Below are 20,224 nucleotides of genomic sequence, written 5' to 3' on the forward strand. Positions count from 1 at the left end.
GACGTCGGTGGCCCGGTCGCGAGATGTGCCACAGGAGGACAACCGACACCCGGACCCGAGCGTGATCTAGAGGACCTCGGCCAGGGCCTCGGCGGCCCTCCGGGCGTCGGAGTACCGGGTGTACAGCGGCGCGAACCCGAATCGCAGCACGTCAGGGGGCCGGTGGTCGCCGATGACGTTCCGCGCGATCAGCTTCTCCATCAACGCCGCCGCGTCGGGGTGCCGCAGCGAGACCTGGTGCCCCCGCCACTCGTCGGCGGGCGTGATCACCTCCACGCCCGGCAGGTCCTCCACGAGCGACCGGAAGTACGCCGTCAGCTTCAGCCCCTTGGACCGCACGTCGGCCAGCGACACCCCGTCCCACACGTCCAGGGCGGCGTCCAGGGCCAGCATCGACAGGATGTCCGGCGTGCCGACGCGACCCCGTGCGATGCCGGGGTCGGGTGTGAAGGCGTCCTCCATCGCGAACGGCGCGCGGTGCCCGGTCCACCCGGTCAGCGGCTGCTCGAACTCGGCCTGCGCGGCCGTCGGCACGTAGAGGAACGCGGGCGCGCCCGGCCCGCCGTTGAGGAACTTGTACGTGCACCCGACGGCGAGGTCCACGCCCAGCGCGTCCAGCTCGATCGGCAGCACGCCCGCGCTGTGGCAGAGGTCCCAGACGACCTTCGCGCCGACGGCGTGCACCTGCTCGGTCACGGCGGCCATGTCCAGCATCCGGCCGGTCCGGTAGTCGACGTGGTTGAGCAGCACCACGGCCGTCCGCCCGGTCGGCTCCAGCGCGTCCGGCGCCGCGGGCCGCAGGTCGAGGCCGGTCAGCTCCGCCACCGACCGGGCGATGTACCCGTCGGTCGGGAACGTGCCCGCGTCCACCACGACCTCGCCGCGGTCGGTGCCCCTCACCGCGGCCATCAGCGCCTTGAAGATGTTCACGCTGGTCGAGTCGCCCACGACGACCTGGCCCGGCGCGGCGCCGACCAGCGCGCCGATCCTGTCGCCGACCCGCTGCGGAGCCTCCCACCAGCCCTCGGACCAGCTCCGGATCAGCCTGCGGCCCCACTGCTGCCGCACGACCTCCTGCACCCGCTCCGCGACCGCGCGCGGCGGTGCGCCCAGCGAGTTGCCGTCCAGGTAGACGACGTCGTCGTCCAGGTCGAACAGGTCGCGCAGCGGCGCCAGCGGGTCGACGGCGTCGAGGTCGGTCACACGAAGCTCCTCGCGGTCCACAGCTCGGGGAACACCGAGCGCTGGGTGCGCTTCTCCAGCCAGGCCACGCCCGCCGAGCCACCCGTGCCCACCTTGGCACCCATCGAGCGGCGGGTGGCCAGCAGGTGGTCGTAGCGCCAGCGCGCGAACTCCTCGGCGATGTCGGTCAGCGCCTCGCCGAGCTCCAGCAGGTCGCGGTCGTCGCCGCGGTAGACCTCCGCCCACACCGCCTCCACGTCGGCGTTGGGCTCGTAGGCCCTGCTCAGGTCCCGCTCCAGCACGTCGAGGGGCACGCCCAGACCCCGGCGGTGCAGCGCGGCGAGCACGTCGTCGTACAGGCTCGGCGCGTGCAGCCGCTCCTCCAGGGCGTCGTGCAGCTTCGGCACGGCGCGGTGCGGGACCAGCATCGACCGGGACTTCTCGCCGAGCAGGAACTCCATCTCGCGGTACACGCCGGACTGGAAGCCGGAGCCCTCGCCGAGCGCGTCGCGGAACGAGTTGAACTCGCCCGGCGTCATCCGAGCGATCGGCCGCCACGCGGCGTTGAGGCCCTGGAGGTGCAGGTCGCTGCGGCGCAGCGTGCGCACGGCGGCGCGCAGGTCGTCGACCCGCAGCTCCCGCTGCGCCTGGCGCCACTCGAAGCACAGGAGGCCGAAGTAGAGCTCCATGATCTGGGTGATGACCAGGAACGACATCTCGCGCGGGTCGTCGGAGGCCTGCTCCTGAAGCGTGTGCAGGACCGAGGCGTGGACGTAGTCCTCGTACGGCGTGGTGCCGCCGAAGTCGAGCTTGGGGGCCTCTTCGCCGCTGTGGATGACCGGGCAGGTGCTCATGTCGTCATCATGCGTGGTCGAGTGGCATTTCTGAATGCACGTCGACGACCATCGGGCCACGGAGTTCTCATGGCTGAAAGCCGTTTCGGCGGATAGCTTTGCGTTCATGAGCACCGACCTGGACTCCGTGGACTGGGCCCTGCTGGAAGCCCTCCAGGAGGACGCCCGGCTGTCGTACAACGAGCTGGCCAGGCGGGTGCACGTCTCGCCGCCGACGGTCGCGCAGCGGGTGCGGCGGCTGGAGAACGCGGGCGTGATCACCGGCTACCGGGCCGCGGTCGACCCGACGGCCGTCGGTCGCTCGGTCGTCGCCCTGGTGCGGATGAAGTGCTACGGCCCGAGGTGCATCACCGTGCACCCGGAACTGCTCGACGACTGCCCGGAGGTGGTCGAGGTCGTGCGGCTGACCGGCGACATCTGCTCGGTCGTGAAGGTCGTGACGACCTCGGTGCAGGAGCTGGAACGGCTGCTCGTGCGGCTCGGCGGCCACGGTGAGACGTCCAGCGCGATGGTCCTGTCGACGCCGATCCCGTGGCGGCCCGTCCTGCCGAACAAGGTCCTACCCGGTGCCCAGTGACACCATCGCCTGGCGCACGTGCCCGTCGGAGCCGACCAGCGCCTCGGCGGCCCGCGCGATCGTCGCGCCGGACAGCAGGTGCACCAGCGCCACCTTCAGGTCGCCGCCCGCGTCGGCCAGCGCCTCCGTGCACTCCTGCTCGCCCAGCCCGGTCGCCTCGTGCAGGATCCGCACGGTCCGGCCGCGCAGCTTCGCGTTCGTGGCCCGCATGCTGACCATCAGGTTCGAGTAGGTGCGGCCCAGCCGCACCATCACCGCGGTGGAGAACGACGTCAGCACCAGCTTCTGCGACGACCCCGCCTTCATCCGGGTCGACCCCGCGATGGCCTCGGGACCGGTGTCGAGCGCGATCAGCACGTCGACCTCGCACGGCGGGGGCGCGACCGGGTTGTTCGACACCAGCACGGTGTGCGCGCCCAGCGCGCGGGCCTCGCGCAGCGCGCCCACGACGTACGGCGTGCGGCCGGACGCCGTGATGCCCACGACGAGGTCGCCCGCCGACGCGTGACGGCGGATCTCCGCCGCGCCGCTGCCGTCCTCGACGTTCTCCATCGCCCGCACCAGCGCCTCCGGACCACCGGCGTGGTGCGCCATGAACCAGTCCGGCGGGGTGTTGAACGTGGGCGGCAGCTCGGCCGCGTCGAGCGTGGCGAGCCTGCCCGACGTGCCCGCGCCGACGTAGTGCACCCGCCCGCCCGCGCGCAGCGCGCCGACGGCGAGGTCGGTGGCGAGCGCCAGCTGCGGCAGCACCGCCGCCACCGCGTCCGGCACCGTCCTGTCCTCCGCGTTGATCGCCCGCAGCACGTCCACGGTGGACATGCCGTCGATGTCGAGGGTGCGCGGGTTCCGCATCTCGGTCGGGGAATCCACGCGCACCGCCACACCGTTGCCGGGCGAGGTCATTTACCGTTCTCCCGTCGTCGCCTGCCGTCGGGCCGCGCTCCCAGCCGGTGGCCGGACACCGCGTCGTACGTCGCCTCCAGCGCGGTCTTCGCGCTGTCGACGTGCTGCTGCGCCACCCCGATGAACAGGCAGTCGACCACCGTCAACTGGGCGATCCGGCTGGACATCGCGCCCGAGCGGAACGTGGTCTCGCGCGCGGCCGTGGTCAGCACGTGGTCGGAGACCTCGCTGATCGGCGACCGGGGGAAGTTCGTCAGCGCCACCGTCGTCGCGCCGTGCTCCTTGGCGACCCGCAGGGCCTCCACGGTCTCCGACGTCGAACCGGTGTGCGAGATCCCGACCGCGACGTCGGCGCTGGTGAGCACCGCAGCGCTGGTCAGCGCGATGTGCGTGTCGTTCCACGCGAAGCACACCCGGCCGATCCGGTGCAGCTTCTGCTGGAGGTCGAACGCGACGAACGCGCTCGCGCCGAACCCGTAGACGTCCACCCGCCCGGCGCCCGCGACGGCCTCCACGACCCGTTGCAGGGTCTCGACGTCGAGCTGCTCGGCGGTCTCCTCGACCGCTCGCGCGTCGGCGAACGCGACCTTGCCGACCACCTGGCGCAGGTCGTCGGTGAGCGCGATGTCACCGCCGAGGTCGCGGTCGACGCGGGCCGCGGTGCGCGCGGTGTCGGCCGCGAGCGCGATGCGCAGCTCGGGGTAGCCCCCGACGCCGATGGCCTTGCAGAAGCGGGTCACCGTCGTCTCGCTGGTGCCCGCGGCCTCGGCGACCTCGGTGATGCTGCGGTGCGCGACCGTGGCGGGGTTCTCCAGGACGACCTTGGCGACCCGCTGCTCGGCGCGGGCGAGGCCCGGCAGCAGGGAGCGGATCTTGACCAGTGGGCTGGCGTCGACGTAATCGGGGTTGTGGCTGGACACGTGGGAAACTTACTAACCGTTACTTCCCTGGTCAACGGACGGGAGGAGTAACTCGGGCAGGATTGCGAGCACTTCTCACCCGGATGGGCGTCAGCTCCTCACGGACCGTCCACACAGGTCGACGCAGGGTGTTCACCGGTTCGCCGGTCGCCAGCCCGCGGCCGTCAGGGCCTCCGGGTTCCGCTCCCCGTCGAGCAGCGTCCCGCGGTCGTTCGAGACGCGGATCCCGTCCAGGTAAAGGCCTCTGCCGCCGTAGCCCGTGCCGCGCGTGTAGAGCCAGCGGAACCGGGACGCCTCCGCGACCACATCGACCCGTTTCCACGTCCTCGTGCCCGTTCCGGTGAGCGTCCGCAGGTCCCGCCACGTCGTCCCGTCGCCCGCTTGGAGCACGACGCTGTCGCCGACGTCGAGGTCGACGAACGCGTCGAACGACACCCGCCGCGCGCCGGGGAGGTCACCCGTGGTGAGCGTCGCGCCGGTCGCGGTGGGCGTCCACGCGTCCGGTCCGCGCTGGGGGCGCACGGCGAGCGCGCCCGCCAGGCCGTCCGCGACGGCACGGCGGGCGGGGTTGATGGAACCCCAGTCGCGGGACGGGTGCACGCGGTTGGTCAGCAGCACGGCGATCGAGCGCGACATCGGGTCGATGACGAGCGTCGTGCCGGTGAACCCGGTGTGCCCGGCGGTGCGCGGTGAGCTGAGCGCGCCCATGTACCAGCGCTGGTCCAGCTCGAAGCCGAGGCCGTGCGCGTTGCCGGGGAACTCGGTGTTGTGGTCGGTGAGCATCCGCTCCACGGTCTTCGGCCGGAGGATCCGGTGGCCCGCGTAGGTGCCGCCGTTGAGGATCGCCTGGCCGAGCACGGCGAGGTCGCGCGCGGTGGAGAACACGCCCGCGTGCCCGGCGACCCCGCCCAGCGACCAGGCGTTCTCGTCGTGGACCGTGCCGCGGACCACGCCCCGGCTGGTGTTCGGCTGGTACTCCGTCGCCGCGATCCGGTCGAGCTTGCTCGCCGGGGGGTTGTAGCCGGTGTCGACGAGGCCGAGCGGGCGGGCGATCCCGTTGCCCACCAACCGGTCCAGCGGCTGGCCGCTGACCCGCTCCACCAGCACGCCCAGCGTGATCAGGTTGAGGTCGGAGTACGTGTAGGTCGAGCCGGGCGGGTTCTTCGGCGCCACGTCCATGACGGCCTTGATCCGCGACGGCACGTCCGGCCACCTCTGCCACAGCGGCAGGTACGGCTCCAGGCCCGAGGTGTGGGTGAGGAGCTGCTCGACGGTGATGTCGGCCTTGCCGTTCACGCCGAACTCGGGGAGGTAGCGCGACACCGGCTGGTCGACGCGCACGCGACCCCGGTCCACCTGCTGCATGACCGCGATCGACGTGAACAGCTTCGAGATGGACGCGAGGTCGAAGATCGTGTCGTCGGCCATCGGCACCCTCCTCTCCACCGGCAGCTCGGTGGTCTGGTCGGCGTACCGCACCGCCCAGCCGGTCGGCTCGTGGGCGACGACCTCGCCGTCGTGGACCATCAGCGTGACCGCGCCGGAGAACAGCGGGTGCCCGGTCGCGTCGGCCTCGGTGTAGCGGGTGACCTGCGCCAGCGCGGCGTCGATCGGCCCCTGCTCCAGCTCACCGGGGTGCAGCGTGGTCCACGGGGGCGAGAAACCCGTGTGCGGGCGGTCGAAGCGGCCGGTCGACGGGTCGGCGTGGACGGGGCTGACGGTCATGGCCACCAGGGTCACCAGGAGCAGGGCGAGCAGGCGCATCGAGGTCCTCACCGGTAGTGGAGGTACGGACGTCTGGTGCGGCGGAACGCGGACAGCTCGGACTCCCAGGCCCCGACGACCTCGTCGACGCCCGCGCCCGCGTCGACCATGCGCCGCAGGCGGTCGGAGCCGCTGAGGTTGTCGATGAAGTTGTCCGGCCGCCACGCGAACAGCGCGGGGTAGAGCGACCGGGCGGTGACGATCATCGCGACGGCCGAGCGGATCGCGTCGAAGCCGGACGGGTCGGTGAGGTGCAGGGCCACCCCGCCGCAGGCCTTGCCGACGAACTTGCCGAACGTGGGGGAGAAGTACGTCTCGCGGAACCGCACACCGGGCAGGCGCAGGCCGTTGAGCGCCTCGGCCCACCGCCAGTCGACGTCCGGCGCTCCCACGGTCTCGAACGGCCTGGTCGTGCCGCGGCCCTCGGAGAACACCGTGCCCTCGAACAGGCACGTGCCGGGGTAGACCAGCGCGGTGTCCTGCGTCGGCATGTTCGGGCTCGGCGGCACCCACGGCAGCCCGGTCGTGAGGTCCGCCCGCCGCCAGCCCTTCACCCAGACCACGTCGAGGCTGGTCAGCCTGCCGCCGTCGGACGGGAGGAACTCGCCGTCGAACAGCCCGGCCAGCTCACCGACCGTCATGCCGTGCTGCTGGACGATCGGCTTGCGGCCGACCCCGGTGGCGAACGCCGGGTCGAGCTGCGGGCCCCTCGCCGTGCCGCCGACGGGGTTCGGGCGGTCCAGCACGAGGAACGCCGCACCGGTCGCCGCGGCGGCGCGCATCGCCGTGTAGAGCGACCAGATGTAGGTGTAGAAGCGCGCGCCCACGTCCGCGATGTCGAAGACGACCGTGTCCACGCCTGCCTTGCGGAAGAGCGCCGCGACCTGCGCGGCGTCCTTGCCGTAGGTGTCGTAGACCGGGATCCCGGTGCGCGGGTCGGCGTAGTCGCCCTCGGAACCGCCCGCCTGGGCCGTGCCGCGGAAGCCGTGCTCGGGACCGAAGACGGCCGTCGGCCCCTGCCCGGCGGCCACCATGGAGTCGACGACGTGGGTCTGGTCGACCAGGACGCCCGTCGGGTTGGTGAGGACGCCGACGCGCCTGCCCGCCAGGCGCCGCCAGCCGTCGCGCGCCAGCAGTTCCGCGCCCGTGACGACCTCGGCGCCGCCCGCCGCGGCGGGAGCGCTCGCCAGCGTCAGGGCGGGCACGGCCAGCGCACCCGCCTGGAGGAGCTGCCTGCGCCTCACCACGTGATCCCGTGGCCGAAGGGGTAGGCCGTCGGACCCGGCACCGCGACCGGCAGCTTCCCCGCGGGAGCGGCCTCGCCGTGGACGACCCTGGCCAGCGACTCCATCGACCCCGCGCCGTAGGAGTAGGTGGCCAGCCAGGTCGGGGCGTCGTGGCCGACGTCGTACGGGTTCTGCACGGCCACCGCGACCACCGGTTTCCCGGTCGCCAGGAGCCTGGCCAGCAGCGCCTGCTGCGCGGGCTGCTTGCTCAGGGCGTTCGTCAGCAGGAAGACGACCTCGGCCCGTGAGGCCTCCTGCTCCGCCGCCGCGATCTGCGCCTCGGTGGGGGTGCTGCCGGTCGTGAGCCGCGTCGTCGCCGTGCCGCGCGCGGTCATCCGTTCGGCCAACGCCCGCGTCGACGCATCACCCCAGCCCGTGACCAGTGCGGACGCCGGTTTCGCGCGCAGCGGCAGCACGCCGCCGTCGTTGCGGACGACGGTGGTCGTGCGGTCGGTGATCTGCTGGGCGGACTCCAGGTTCGCGGGGGAGCCGACCGTGCGCGGCACCGCGTCCACGTCGACGAGGGGGCTGGTGAGCATGCCCCGGAGGAACTTCATCCGCAGCACCCGCAGGACGCTCTGGTCGATGCGGCGCTCGCTGATCTCGCCGCCGCGAACGGCGTCCAGGACGCTGGTGACGGCCAGTTCGAGGTTCACCGGCATCAGCAGCTGGTCGACGCCCGCCTTGAGCGCGAGCACCGGGATCTCCGCGTCGGAGTGCAGCTGCCGCACGCCCGCCATGCCGAGCGAGTCGGTGATGACGACGCCGTCGTAGCGCAGCTCCTCGCGCAGCAGACCGGTGACGACGGGCTTGGACAGCGTCGCCGGTTCACCGGAGGGGTCGATCCGCGGCGTCTGGATGTGCGCGGTCATGATCGAGTCGATGCCCGCCGCGATGGCCGCGCGGAACGGCGGCGCGTCGACCTCCCGCCACTGCTCCACCGTCCGGTCCACCACCGGCAGGCTCGTGTGGCTGTCCTCGGACGTGTCTCCGTGGCCGGGGAAGTGCTTCGCCGTCGCCGACACCGCGCCCCTGGCCAGGAAGCGCTGCTGGTAGCCGCGGACCTGCGCGGCCGTCATGTCCGCCGCGAGCGCGGGGTCGCTGGAGTACGAGCGGACGCCGATCACCGGGTTCGCCGGGTTCGAGTTCACGTCCGCGTCCGGCGCGAAGTCCTGGTTGATCCCCATCGCGCGCAGCTCGCTCGCGGTGATCGTGGCCGCCTTTTCGGCGTCCGCCGTCGAGCGGCCCGCGCCCAGCGCCATGTTGCCGGGGAACTGCGTGGCGGGTGCACCTATTCGGGTGACGATCCCCATTTCCTGATCCGTGGAGATTGCGAGAGGAATTCGGCTTCCACTTCTCGTCGCGGCGCGCTGGAGACCGTTCGACAGCGCGGCGATCTGCTGTGGGGTGTCGATGTTGTCGCGGCTGGAGTTGTTGAAGTAGATGACCCCGCCAGGGTGAAACTTCTCTACCACCTGTGCCGGAGTGTCAACACCGAAGTCCTTCCGGTTGACTGGATTCACCTCGTCGGGCGATTGTCCATTCAGGTAGGTCACGAACAGTTGACCGACCTTTTCCTCCAACGTCATCCCGCGCACGAGCGACGTGATGTTCTGCGGCGCCACGGGATCAGGCTCGGCGGCAGCGGTCAGTGGCGTGCAGATACCTGCCGTGACCAGCACGGCAGTGGCTATCGAGCGTCCGACCCGGCCCACACGAGCCTCCCCAGGCGTGTTTTCCACAGTTGTCCGGACATGTTCGCAAGTTACCCACGTCTTGCGGGTCGGTCAACGGGTTGGGGATTCTGCCGCGCCCCGTGGAAAACCGCCGGACGACGAAAAGGGCGGGGGCCCCGCACTTTCGTGTGGGGCCCCCGCCAACAGCACGGGCTTTCGAGTTACCAAGCGTGCAACTCGTGCCGTATCAACATGGCCTCGGCGTCCAGCGTCCCAGTACGCAGGCCCTTGACGGCAAGCCTCCCGCGGCGTGCTGCGCGTGGGTGCTCGAAGTCCGTGCACGGAGCTCTGCCGGGGTGGACGTCGCTTATCCTCTGCTTCGTCCCTGGCCGACCGGAGGTCCGCACCTCCATTTGTAGACCGTGTTCGCCGTCACAGCAAGGCCTCGGAAGGGTGCACCGTTCAAGCGACGTTCAGTAGCGAAAGTGGTGCGCTCGCGGACATTCCCGCGTCGGGTACCGCTGACCGGGCGGAGGGTGTCACCCACCGGCACCCCACGGGCTAGCTGCGGCGCCTGCGGCGCATCCCGTACCAGGCGACACCCGCCGCGGCGGCCGCTCCGATCCCGATCGCGGTGACCGCGACGGCCGTGCCCGACGGGGTGGGGATCCGGGCGCGCAGCGACACCGGGTCGGAGAACGTGAGCACCGGCCAACCCCGTTGGGCGGCGACCTTCCGCAGCGCCCGGTCCGGGTTGACGGCGGTCGGGTGGCCGACGGCTTCGAGCAGCGGCAGGTCCGTGACCGAGTCCGAGTACGCGAAGCAGTCGTCGAGGTCGTAGCCGTGCTTCTGCGCGAGCTGCTTGATCGCGATGGCCTTGTTCTCGCCCGCGCAGTAGAAGTCGACCTCGCCCGAGTAGCGGCCGTCCGCGACCACCATGCGGGTGCCGACGCTGTGCGTCGCTCCGATCATGCCCGAGATCGGGGCCACCAGTTCCTCGCCCGAGGCCGACACCACGACGACGTCGTGGTCCTCCGCCGTGTGGTCGGCGATCAACTGGGTGGCTTCCTTGTAGACCAAGGGGTCCACGATGTCGTGCAGCGTCTCCTCGACGATGGACCTGACCTGCTCGACGTCCCAGCCCTCGCAGAGCGCGGTGATGTGCGAGCGCATCCGGTCCATCTGGTCCGCGTCCGCGCCGGCCAGCATGAAGACGAACTGCGCGTAGGCGCTCTTGAGCACCGCGCGCCGGTTGATCAGGCCCTCCTGGAAGAAGGGCCTGCTGAACGCCAGCGTGCTCGACTTGGCGATGACCGTCTTGTCCAGGTCGAAGAACGCGGCGACTCGGTTGCCTTGTGCGGGGGCTTCGCCGCTGCCGGGATCGGTCACGGGCTCAGTTTAGGGGTTCGGTCCCGGGGTGGCGTTTCGCTTGTTGACGAAGTCGGTGTGCGCCGGATGACGGAAATTCCTCGCGTCCTCCAGCGGAAGACAAGCACCAGTCAAGGTTCTGGGGATACAGTGGTGCTGTCCGGTTCTGCCGGACCGGTTCAGTCCGACCCCCCGGGACTGAACCATGACGACCCCCGTCCCTCCCCCCTGGCGGGGGTCGTCCCATGTCCGGGGTCGGATCGGCCGCCCTCTTCCCGGTGTTCGGCGCCCAACCCCCCAGTCTGACCCACCGCACCGACAAAGCCGGTCATCGTCCGGCGACTTGTCCACAGCCCCGGTGCTTGTCCACATGTCGATCTTCCTTCCTTGTCGCTCCTCCCACGACAGCCCACCGTTGACCCCGGACCTGCACCGAGTCGATTGGGAGGTGAGCCGGGTGGACGCGAACCGACCCGTGGCTCTCGTGGGCGACGAACCACTGCTGGACGACCTGCTCCGCCTGGCCGCGGCGGCGGGCTGCGACCTGGACCGCGTGGCGGACGCGGCAGCGCTGCGCACGCGCTGGAAGGACGCGCCCGTCGTGCTGCTGGACGAGTGGGGCGCGTTCGAGTGCGGGGTGCTCGACCTGCCGCGCCGCACCGGCGTGTACCTGGTCTGCGACCAGCCGCCGTCGCAGGCCGTGTGGCCGGAAGCCGTGGCGCTGGGCCTGGAACGCGTGGTCGAACTCCCCGCCGCCGAGCAGTGGCTGGCGGGAACGCTGGCCGACCTCGCCGAAGGCCCACCCAGCTCCGAGGGTCGGGTGGTCGCCCTGCTGGGCGGCCGGGGCGGGGCGGGCGCCTCCGTGTTCGCCGCGGCCGTGGGCCAGGCCGTCCTCACCTCGGGCGGCCACGGCCTCCTCGTCGACTGCGACCCGCTGGGCGGCGGCCTGGACCTGACGCTGGGCACCGAATCCGCCGAGGGCCCGCGCTGGCCCGAACTGCACCTGACCGGTGGCCGGGTGGCCGCCTCGGCACTCCACTCGGCCCTGCCCGGCCGCACGGCGAAACAAGGTCGCTTGACGGTCCTGTCCTGCGACCGCGACGGCCGCGGCCCGGAACCGGACGCCGTGGCAGCGGTCGTCGAGGCGGGCCGCCGCGCGGGCGAGACGGTGGTGTGCGACCTCCCGCGCCAACTCACCGAGGCGGCCTGCGCGGCCCTGGACCGAGCAGACCTGGCCGTCCTCGTGGTCCCGGCCGAGGTCCGCGCGACCGCGGCCGCCAAGCGCGTGGCCCACCACATCACCGAACGAGGCGTGAAACTGGCCGCGGTGGTCCGCGCCCCAGGCCCGACGGGCTTGCGCGGCAAGGACATAGCCACAGCCGTCGGCGTCCCCCTCCTCACCTCGATGCGCCCCGAACCGGGCCTGGCCATCGCACTGGACAGGGGCCACTTCCCGGAAAACCGAAGAGGCCCGCTGGCCAAGGCGGCGAAGGCCGTCCTGGACGCCCTGCACGCCGACTGACCCACGACCGCCGGGCCTTCGCCGCGCCGACGGGGAGACCGCCCGCCTCGGCTCTGGTGATCGCGCGGGCAACCGCGCTCGCCCCCACCGTCGTCAGCGACCACTCGGCGGGGGAGGCCCGCGTTCCGCCACGTCCGGTGATGACGACGAGTGCCTTGCCCCCGACCGGTGTCGGCGTGCGCGTCGGACCAGCGATCGGTCGTGTCGATCTGGACAGGCGGTCACAACAGCCGAGTCGTTCTCGATCCACGACAGCGATCTCGACGCGGTCGCCTCTCGGACCTGGCACCCCACCTCTACCGTCCGCTCTCCGCTCTCCGCTCTCCGCTCTCCGCTCTCCGCTCTCCGCTTCCGGCTTCCGCTTCCGGCTCCGCTTCCGGCTCCGCTTCCGGCTTCCGCTTCCGGCTTCCGCTTCCGGCTCCGGCTTCCGCTTCCGGCTCCGGCTCCGGCTCCGGCTCCCGCTTCCGGCTCCGCTTCCCGCTTCCCGCTCCCTGCTCTCCGACTTCCGTCCGGCGCCCCTGTTCTCGGTTCTTCACCGCCTGCTTTCCGCCCACCGCTCGCCCTTGGGGCGAGCGGTGGCGCTGACGGCCCTACCTCAGAAGATCCCTGTCCGCGGTCCTCAGTCCGCGGCGACTGAGCTGCTCGTGGTCGCTGAGCGGCCAATCGGCTCCCGCGTCGGTGATCGCGTCACGTGCGTCGCCTGCGTCGTGTCGGTCGCAGCGTCGTACCGCCAGCCGTGCCCGCACTCGCCTTCCTCTTCGCCTCGGAGCGTCGACCGTGACTCGACCACCGCCAGCAGCCTGCTCTCGCAATCGGTTGCCACGTCGCGCGGTCCGCCTCGATCGCGACCTCGTTGACCAGCCGCTCCCGACCGCTCCCCGACCACCTCCAGCGGCGCGCTTGGCGCTCCCCGACAACGAGGGCCCACCAACCGCCTCCGATCCAGCACCCAGGCCGACCGGCCACCCCGTCCAGGTCGATGTCGCGGGCTTCGTCCCCGACCGTTCCCGCGACCGTCGACCATCCCGCCGGTCGGGCGCCCGCCCCGCCCGACCGGCCCCCAACCACCCGAGGAACTCCCATGAGCGCAGACCTGGTCGAACGAGTCCGCCGCCGACTGGCGGTGAGCAGGGCCGAGCTGACACCGGCCGCGGTAGCGGAAGCCGTGCGCGACGAAGCAGGCGGCGTCCTGGGCGACGCCGAAGTCCTGTCCGCCTTGACGTTGCTGCGCCAGGAGTTCGTCGGCGCGGGCCCCCTGGACCCGCTCCTGGCCGACCCCGACACCACCGACGTGCTCGTGACCGGCCCCACCGACGTCTGGGCCGACGGCGCGCAGGGCCTGCGCCGCACCGCGATCACGTTCCCGGACGAGGCGGCGGTCCGCAGGCTCGCGCAACGCCTGGCCGTGGCGGCGGGTCGTCGTCTGGACGAAGCGGTGCCCTACGTGGACGGCTGGTTGCCGGGTTCCGGTCCGTCGGGCCGGATCCGCCTGCACGCCGTCCTCCCGCCGATCGCCGCCGCGGGCACCTGCCTGTCCCTGCGAGTCCTCCGCCCGGCCGTCCACGACCTGGACGAACTCCGCGCCCGCGGCACCTTCGACACCGAGACCGCGACCCTCCTCCGAGCCGTCGTCACGTCCAGGCTCGCCTTCCTGGTCGTCGGAGGTACCGGCTCGGGCAAGACGACCCTCCTCGCCGCCTTGCTGGGCTGCGTCCCCCACACCGAGCGCGTCCTGTGCGTGGAGGACGCGGGCGAACTCCAACCGGACCACCCCCAGGTCATCCGCCTGGTGGCCCGACCGGCCAACATCGAGGGCGCGGGCGAGGTCCCGGTCCGCGAACTGGTCCGCCAAGCCCTTCGCATGCGTCCCGACCGCATCGTCGTCGGCGAGGTGCGGGGAGCCGAGGTCTGCGACCTGCTCGCCACCCTCAACACCGGCCACGACGGTGGTGCGGGCACCCTCCACGCCAACTCGCCGACCGAGGTGCCCGCTCGTCTGGAGGCACTGGCGGCGCTGGGCGGGCTGGACCGCACCGCCCTGCACAGCCAACTGGCCGCGGCGGTCCAGGTGGTCCTCCACATGCGCCGCGCCCCGGACGGCGCCAGACACCTCGCCGAGATCGGCGTCTTCCACCGCACCCCCACGGCCATCGAGGTCCGCACGGCCTGGCACCGCGCCCACGGTCAGCGGGAAGCGTGGCCAACCCTGCACTCCCTGCTGAACCGCGCCTGCTGAGGCGACCGTCCAACCCGAACTCGAACAGCGAGGTGACCGAGCGATGACCACTTCGGACTCACCCGTGGTGCCACTGGCCGTCCTGGCCGCGGCACTGCTGGTCCTCCCGGCCTCCGCGGCGGCCCGCAGACTCCGCGCGTTGGGCCCTCCTCGTCCGCGGAGTTCGAGAAAACCCCACCGCGGAGCCGTTGTCGTGGCGGTCTGCGTCCTGCTGGGACTCCTCGCCGGACCAGCAGCCCTCGTCGCGACCGCGATGGTCGGAACCGCCGTCCGGCGCGGAGTCCGCTCACGCGCGCGGCACCGAGCCCACCTCACCGCCACCTCGGTGGTGGCCGACGGCGTGGCGGCGTTCGTGGCGGAGCTCAAGGTGGGCGCGCACCCGGCCGCCGCTGCCGCGGGCGCCGCGCAGGACGCCGAGGAACCGGCCACGACCGTGCTGGCCGGGATCACCTCCACCGCGCGGCTGGGCGGGGACGTCACGACGGCGCTCGACACGATGTCCCGCACCAGACCCGAACTCGCCGCGGCACTGGGCCCCCTGGCACGGGCCTGGCGGCTGGCCGACCACCACGGCGTGCCGCTGGCCGACGTGCTGGACGCGGTTCGCCGGGACCTGGAGCGGCGAGTCGCGTTCGCGGGCCAGGTCAGGGCGCGCATGGCGGGTCCGGAGGCCAGTGCCGCCGTCCTGGCGGGACTCCCGCTGTTCGGCATCCTGCTGGGGGAGTTGAGCGGCACCCGCCCCCTGCACGTCCTGACCTCGACCGGAGCCGGTCAGGTGCTGCTCGTCCTGGGCGCGGCGCTCATCTGCGCCGGTCTGCTGTGGAGCACCCGGCTGACCAGCAGGGCGGTCGGAGCATGACCCTTCTCCTGCTGGCCCTGGCACTGCTCGTCCTCCCGTCCCCGCCGCCGGTGCTGAACCGGCTGGCCGGGCCGAGGACGGCACCGCGGCGTCCCGCGCCTCCGGCGGCGGACGACCCGCTCACGGTCGCCGCCACCTGGGACCTGCTGGCCGCCTGCCTCCGGGCCGGGCTGCCGGTGGCGAGCGCCGTGCACGCGGTGGTCGACGGCCTGTCGCCACCGGCGGCGACCGCCCTGCGCCAGGTCGGCTCGCTGCTCTCACTGGGGGCCGACCCCGTGACGGCCTGGACTCCGGCCCTGGCCCACGAGACCACCGCGCCGCTGGCCCGTGGCGCGCGCCGCACCGCTCGGTCCGGCGCGGCGCTGGCGGTGTTGGCGGCCGACCTCGCCGCTCGCGTCCGCGAGCAGGTGGTGGACCAGGCCGAAGCCAGGGCCCAACGGGCGGCCGTCCTGGTGGCGGGTCCGCTGGCCGCCTGCTTCCTGCCCGCCTTTCTCTGCCTAGGAGTGCTGCCGGTCGTGATCGGACTGGCCACTCGATTCACCACGACCTGGTGACCACCAGACGAGGAGCGAACCCGATGCACCACCTCATCCGCGAAGCACTGCGCGGCGACGACGGCATGACCACCGCCGAGTACGCGCTCGGCACCCTCGCCGCGGCGGCCCTGGCGACCGCCCTCTACGCGGTCCTGAGCGGCGACACCGTCGCGACCATGCTGAAGGACCTGGTCCAGAGCGCCTTCTCGGTGGGCGTGTGAGACCTCGACGCCGTTCGCGCTCTCCGAACGACAGCGGCACCGTCACGGTCGAGACCGCGATCGTGGTGTTCCCGCTGGTGATCGTCCTGGTGCTGGGAGCGTGCGCGATCACGGCCGTGGTGGACCAACTCCGCTGCACCGACGCCGCCCGTGAAGCGGCGCGCCTGCTGGCCCGCGGCGAACCGGAACGGGCCGAGTCGGCCGTCCGGTCCATCGCACCCGCCGGCGCGAACCTGACCGTGCGCACCGACGGCGACACCGTCCACGTCGAGGTCTCGGGCAGTCCCACCGTCGACCTCCTCCCAGGGCTGCACCTGACCGCCCGCGCCTTCGCCGTGCTCGAACCGACGACGGACGGCTGACCGCCGCGCAAGGAGCAAGGAGCGGGGCAGGCCATCGAGTCGGTCGCCGGTCCTGTCCGTTGACCGGCGGTCAACGGACAGGACCGGAGAGGAGGGCTGTACCTCGGCGGTCTTGAGCACAGGTGCGGGTCATCGGGTCGAGGTGTCGGTTTGCCCGTTGACCGCCGGTCAGCGGGAGACGGCGTTCCTCCGCGGGGTCGCCTGAGGTTCGTTGACCGCTGGTCCACGACGAGCGGTGGGGTCGGTTCCTGGACGGCGAGGGTGCTGCCGGGGGGAGGTCGTTGGCCGGTGGGCTACAGCGAGAGGAGGCGTGGGTGGGTGGTGACCGGGGATCGGCGACGGTGCTCGGGGTGGCGTGGTTGGTGGTGTTCGCGCTGCTCACGAGCCTCGGTGTGCAGGTCGGTGGCGCGGTGGTGGTGCGGCACGAGGTGGAGGGGGCGGCTGATCTGGCCGCGTTGGCCGCCGCCGCTCACCTCGCCGACGGTGTGGGACCTGCCTGCGACAGGGCGCGGTGGGTGGTCGAGCGCGCGGGCAAGCGGTTGATCGGCTGCGCGGCGAGCGGTTGGGAGGTGGAGGTCGACGTCGAGGGGATCGTGCCGCTGTTCGGCGCGGTGAGCGTTCGGACGCGTGCCGGTCCGGCTGAAGGGTGAGGGGGTGTCGGTCGCGGTGAACGGTCATCCATCCACGGTGAGCGGACTCACAGGCTGGTCGCGGTTGCTCTTAGCGTGCTCTCAGGTTCAGCCGGCAGTTCAGTCGCCCGCAGCGGAGGCTTCGTTCGCCGTGCCATTCCGACCAGTTGTCGACGGGGAGTTACATCCGGCGCTGTTGATGCCGTTAATTGGAGTAGCGGCACCGACACGGTGTCCGGCAACACCGACACAGTGTCAGTGTTCAGGTAGTTGGAGGCGACAGAGCATGGAGTGGTCGGATAGCTGGCGCGGGGCCTTCCGCATCGAGCTGCGGGCAGAGGCGGTCGGCCTCGCGTGGCACGGGTGGCCTGTGCTGCCGGGGACCTATCCGGCCGGTTCGGAGAACGGCGACGTCCAGTGGGCCGGGCGCGGCGGTGTCGAGACCGACGGTCCGGTGCCGGTGCACGGTGACTGGCAGGAGCGCATCGGCACCCAGCCGAACCAGGTCGCGCAGTGGTGGGCCGGTCAGTCGTACAGCGTGCTCGGTGCCACGGGCTACGTGTTCGACGCGATCGAGGTGAGCGCGGACCTGGGGCGCCGGGCCGCCACGGCGCTGCGCACCATCGGGCTGCCGGTGCCGATCGTCGCCACGCCCGCCGGGGCGTGGATGTTCCTGGTCGAGTCGGGCCAGTCGCTGGGCTCCGACCTGGTGGCGCACGACGACGTCCGCCACTACGGCAAGGGCGAGTACATCTCCCTGCCGCCGTCGCCGGTCCAGCACGGTGTCGTGCACTGGCGGGTCAAGCCGCAGATCTGTGGCTGGAGCCTGCCCGCGTCGCGGATCGTGCAGGACGCGCTCGTCGAAGCCATCCAGATGCCTTCGCTGTTCCAGGCCAACGCTCAGCGGCTGGTCGCCGCCGAACGGGCCTGACCCTCGAGCTGGCCGTCCTGGGTGCTGTTGGTTTTCTCCCCGACAACCCCGAGAACAGTGCCCAGGACGGCCATCCCACCTGCCTTGTCCAGCGGTTCGTTGCCATTCCCGCACTTCGGCGACTGAACGCAGGACGGGCAACCAGCCGGACACGTACACGAAGCGATCGCTTCCCGAGTAGCGACCAGCCAGGGGATCACAGCGGCGAAGCCGCGGTCGGCGAATCCGGCCCCTCCTGGATGACCGTCGTGCACGAACACCGTCGCCTCCCCGGTGTCAGCGTGCAGCGCGGTCGACACACCGCCGATGTCCCAGCGGTCACAGGTCGCGAACAGCGGTAGCAGGCCGATCGCCGCGTGTTCGGCGGCGTGCAGCGCACCGGGGACGCGCGCGGGATCCAGACCCGCGCCCCCCGGTGCGCTGCTCGCCAACAACTTCTCCGACACCGTGTACCAGACGGCCCTGGTGAGCAGCACCTGCTCCGGCAGGTCGAGCGGCACCTGGTCGATCACCTGCCCGGACGGCAGTCGGCGCAGGTAGCCGACGACCTGCGACGTCACCTCGACCTCGCCGAGGCACACCGAGACGCCCTCGTAGTCCCGCCGCTCCAGCGTGCTGACGACCGTGATGTCCACGGTCTCGCGGGCCATCGTCGACCAGTCCGGCCGGTCCGTGTGCACCAGCGCCAAGCCCTGCTCCAGGTCCAGGTCGTCCACGACGTACGACTCACCCTGGTGCAGGTACACGGCGCCGGGGTGGACCGAGCGGTGCGCGGCGCCCGGATCGACGGTGCCGAGCATCCGGCCCGAGTCGGCCTCCACGACGACGACCTGCTCGCCGCCGGTGCCGCGGATGTCGACGGCCGCGTGCGGGCGGTCGTGCGACGCCCAGTACCAGCCGTTCGGCCTGCGGCGCAGCAGTTTCCGCTCCACCAGGTCCGCCAGCACGGGCAGGGCCGCGGCGCCGCCGAACTCCGCCAGCCCGGCCTCGGTGAGCGGCAGTTCGGCCGCGGCGCACGCCAGGTGCGGGGCGAGCACGTACGGGTTGGTCGGGTCGAGCACGGTCGCCTCGACCGGGCGGTCGAACACCGCGGGCGGGTTGTGCACGAGGTAGGTGTCCAACGGGTCGTCGCGGGCGACGAAGACGACCAGCGCGCTGTCGCCCGAGCGGCCCGCGCGACCCGCCTGCTGCCAGAACGACGCCAGCGTGCCGGGGAAACCGGCCACCACCACGGCGTCCAGGCCCGCGATGTCGACGCCCAGCTCCAGCGCGTTCGTCGTCGCCACGCCGAGGAGTTCACCGCTCGACAGCGCGCGCTCCAGGGCGCGGCGCTCCTCCGGCAGGTAGCCCCCTCGGTACGCGGCGACCCGGCCGGGCAGTGAGTCGTCCACTTCGGACAGCAGGCGCCGCGCGCCCATCGCCGTCAGCTCGGCGCCGACGCGCGAGCGGATGAACGCCAGCGACCGCGCGCCCTCCACGACCAGGTCGGCCAGGATGCGGGACGCCTCCGCGCCCGCCGAGCGGCGGACGGGAGCGCCGTTCTCGCCCGCGAAGTCCTCCAGCAGCGGCGGTTCCCACAGCGCGACCGTGCGCGAGGCGCGCGGCGAACCGTCCTCCGTCACGGCGGCGCACTCGGCGCCGAGCAGGCGGCCCGCCGAGACGGCGGGGTTCGTCACCGTGGCGGAGGCCAGCACGAACACCGGGTCGGCCCCGTACTTGCGGGCGACGCGGCGGAGCCTGCGCAGCAGCAGCGCGACGTGCGAGCCGAACACGCCGCGGTAGGCGTGGCACTCGTCGACCACGACGTACTTGAGCCGCTTGAGCAGCCTGATCCACCGGGTGTGGTTCGGCAGGATGCCGCGGTGCAGCATGTCCGGGTTCGTGAACACCCAGTTGGCGTAGGCGCGCACCCAGTCGCGCTCGGCCATCGGCGTGTCGCCGTCGAACGAGGAGGCGCGCACGTCCGGCACCGCCAGCGCCTCGACCGACCGCAGCTGGTCCGCGCCCAACGCCTTCGTGGGCGCCAGGTAGAGGGCGGTGGCGCGCGGGTCGGTGGTCAGCGTCGTCAGCACCGGCAGCTGGTAGGCCAGCGACTTGCCGGACGCGGTGCCCGTGGCGAGCACCACGTCGCGCCCCGACCAGGCGAGGTCGGCGGCCTCCACCTGGTGCCGCCACGGCCGCTCGACGCCGCTGGAGCGCACGGAGTCGATCACCCGTTCGGCCGCCCACGATGGCCACTGCGCCAATTGGGCGGCGCGACGTGGCATATCGGTGACGTGCGTGAGGGGTGATTCCCCGCTGGGCACCCCGGCGAGGACCCTCTCCAGCAGTCGGCGTCCCTGGTCGGCCACGGTCGGCAGCTTCGCACACGGCACCGACAGTTCCGACACCGTCGAAG

18 protein-coding genes are annotated in these 20,224 nt (G+C 72.3%); 9 read left to right on the plus strand and 9 right to left on the minus strand.

Features of this window, described 5'->3' with window-relative positions:
• Positions 1 to 66 precede the first annotated feature (66 nt).
• Both kynU and AC156L_RS31160 read right to left on the minus strand, forming a co-directional pair.
• Entirely contained in the window at positions 67 to 1,203 is a 1,137-nt protein-coding gene (gene kynU, locus AC156L_RS31155; RefSeq protein ID WP_330875583.1) for a kynureninase, read from the minus strand.
• The gene (locus AC156L_RS31160; RefSeq protein WP_330875584.1) at positions 1,200 to 2,036 is read right to left on the minus strand and encodes a tryptophan 2,3-dioxygenase; all 837 of its coding nucleotides are present in this window, start codon (positions 2,034 to 2,036) and stop codon (positions 1,200 to 1,202) included. Before AC156L_RS31160 ends, kynU begins: the two co-directional genes overlap by 4 nt.
• A 34-nt stretch (positions 2,037 to 2,070) precedes the next feature.
• Here AC156L_RS31160 and AC156L_RS31165 point away from each other — a divergent pair, with 34 nt between their 5' ends.
• Positions 2,071 to 2,613 (plus strand): Lrp/AsnC family transcriptional regulator, encoded by a 543-nt coding sequence (locus AC156L_RS31165; protein ID WP_484407519.1) that lies wholly within the window; start codon positions 2,071 to 2,073, stop codon positions 2,611 to 2,613.
• On the opposite strand, the gene AC156L_RS31170 is transcribed toward AC156L_RS31165, so the two are convergent.
• The 6 genes from AC156L_RS31170 to AC156L_RS31195 form a co-directional block, all read right to left on the minus strand.
• Positions 2,596 to 3,516 (minus strand): N-acetylmuramic acid 6-phosphate etherase, encoded by a 921-nt coding sequence (locus tag AC156L_RS31170; protein WP_330875586.1) that lies wholly within the window; start codon positions 3,514 to 3,516, stop codon positions 2,596 to 2,598. The two genes, AC156L_RS31165 and AC156L_RS31170, sit on opposite strands and share 18 nt — an antisense overlap.
• Complete coding sequence (locus AC156L_RS31175; protein ID WP_330875587.1) at positions 3,513 to 4,436, minus strand: MurR/RpiR family transcriptional regulator; 924 nt, start codon at positions 4,434 to 4,436, stop codon at positions 3,513 to 3,515. The genes AC156L_RS31170 and AC156L_RS31175 overlap by 4 nt, the downstream gene beginning before the upstream one ends.
• A 132-nt stretch (positions 4,437 to 4,568) precedes the next feature.
• Positions 4,569 to 6,200 (minus strand): serine hydrolase domain-containing protein, encoded by a 1,632-nt coding sequence (locus AC156L_RS31180; RefSeq protein WP_330875588.1) that lies wholly within the window; start codon positions 6,198 to 6,200, stop codon positions 4,569 to 4,571.
• Positions 6,201 to 6,208: 8 nt separating this feature from the next.
• Positions 6,209 to 7,444, minus strand: coding sequence for an exo-beta-N-acetylmuramidase NamZ family protein (locus AC156L_RS31185; RefSeq protein WP_330875589.1), 1,236 nt, complete (start codon positions 7,442 to 7,444; stop codon positions 6,209 to 6,211).
• A complete protein-coding gene (locus AC156L_RS31190) occupies positions 7,441 to 9,075 on the minus strand; it encodes a glycoside hydrolase family 3 protein (RefSeq protein ID WP_330875602.1) in 1,635 nt (544 codons plus the stop codon). Before AC156L_RS31190 ends, AC156L_RS31185 begins: the two co-directional genes overlap by 4 nt.
• Positions 9,076 to 9,723: 648 nt before the next feature.
• Positions 9,724 to 10,551: an HAD family hydrolase gene (locus AC156L_RS31195; RefSeq protein ID WP_330875590.1), complete on the minus strand. Its 828-nt coding sequence runs from the start codon at positions 10,549 to 10,551 to the stop codon at positions 9,724 to 9,726.
• A gap of 436 nt (positions 10,552 to 10,987) precedes the next feature.
• On the opposite strand from AC156L_RS31195, the gene ssd reads away from it, so the two are divergent.
• From ssd to AC156L_RS31235, 8 genes are all read left to right on the plus strand, one after another.
• Positions 10,988 to 12,052 carry a septum site-determining protein Ssd gene (gene ssd / locus AC156L_RS31200; RefSeq protein ID WP_330875591.1) on the plus strand — a complete coding sequence of 355 codons (1,065 nt, stop codon included), beginning with the start codon at positions 10,988 to 10,990 and terminating at the stop codon, positions 12,050 to 12,052.
• A 1,081-nt stretch (positions 12,053 to 13,133) separates the two neighbouring features.
• Positions 13,134 to 14,288: a TadA family conjugal transfer-associated ATPase gene (locus tag AC156L_RS31205; protein ID WP_330875592.1), complete on the plus strand. Its 1,155-nt coding sequence runs from the start codon at positions 13,134 to 13,136 to the stop codon at positions 14,286 to 14,288.
• 43 nt (positions 14,289 to 14,331) lie between these two features.
• Positions 14,332 to 15,147 carry a type II secretion system F family protein gene (locus AC156L_RS31210; RefSeq protein WP_484407521.1) on the plus strand — a complete coding sequence of 272 codons (816 nt, stop codon included), beginning with the start codon at positions 14,332 to 14,334 and terminating at the stop codon, positions 15,145 to 15,147.
• Positions 15,144 to 15,701, plus strand: a complete 558-nt coding sequence (locus AC156L_RS31215) for a type II secretion system F family protein (RefSeq protein ID WP_330875594.1) — start codon at positions 15,144 to 15,146, stop codon at positions 15,699 to 15,701. Before AC156L_RS31210 ends, AC156L_RS31215 begins: the two co-directional genes overlap by 4 nt.
• Positions 15,702 to 15,724: 23 nt before the next feature.
• Positions 15,725 to 15,904: a DUF4244 domain-containing protein gene (locus AC156L_RS31220; RefSeq protein ID WP_330875595.1), complete on the plus strand. Its 180-nt coding sequence runs from the start codon at positions 15,725 to 15,727 to the stop codon at positions 15,902 to 15,904.
• Positions 15,901 to 16,266 (plus strand): TadE family type IV pilus minor pilin, encoded by a 366-nt coding sequence (locus AC156L_RS31225; protein ID WP_330875596.1) that lies wholly within the window; start codon positions 15,901 to 15,903, stop codon positions 16,264 to 16,266. Before AC156L_RS31220 ends, AC156L_RS31225 begins: the two co-directional genes overlap by 4 nt.
• Positions 16,267 to 16,580: 314 nt before the next feature.
• A complete protein-coding gene (locus AC156L_RS31230) occupies positions 16,581 to 16,916 on the plus strand; it encodes an Rv3654c family TadE-like protein (RefSeq protein ID WP_330875597.1) in 336 nt (111 codons plus the stop codon).
• 265 nt (positions 16,917 to 17,181) lie between these two features.
• Positions 17,182 to 17,826, plus strand: a complete 645-nt coding sequence (locus tag AC156L_RS31235; RefSeq protein WP_330875598.1) for a bifunctional DNA primase/polymerase — start codon at positions 17,182 to 17,184, stop codon at positions 17,824 to 17,826.
• On the opposite strand, the gene AC156L_RS31240 is transcribed toward AC156L_RS31235, so the two are convergent.
• Positions 17,796 to 20,207, minus strand: coding sequence for a DEAD/DEAH box helicase (locus AC156L_RS31240; protein ID WP_414719855.1), 2,412 nt, complete (start codon positions 20,205 to 20,207; stop codon positions 17,796 to 17,798). The two genes, AC156L_RS31235 and AC156L_RS31240, sit on opposite strands and share 31 nt — an antisense overlap.
• Positions 20,208 to 20,224: the final 17 nt, after the last annotated feature.

The organism is Umezawaea sp., assembly GCF_057122925.1.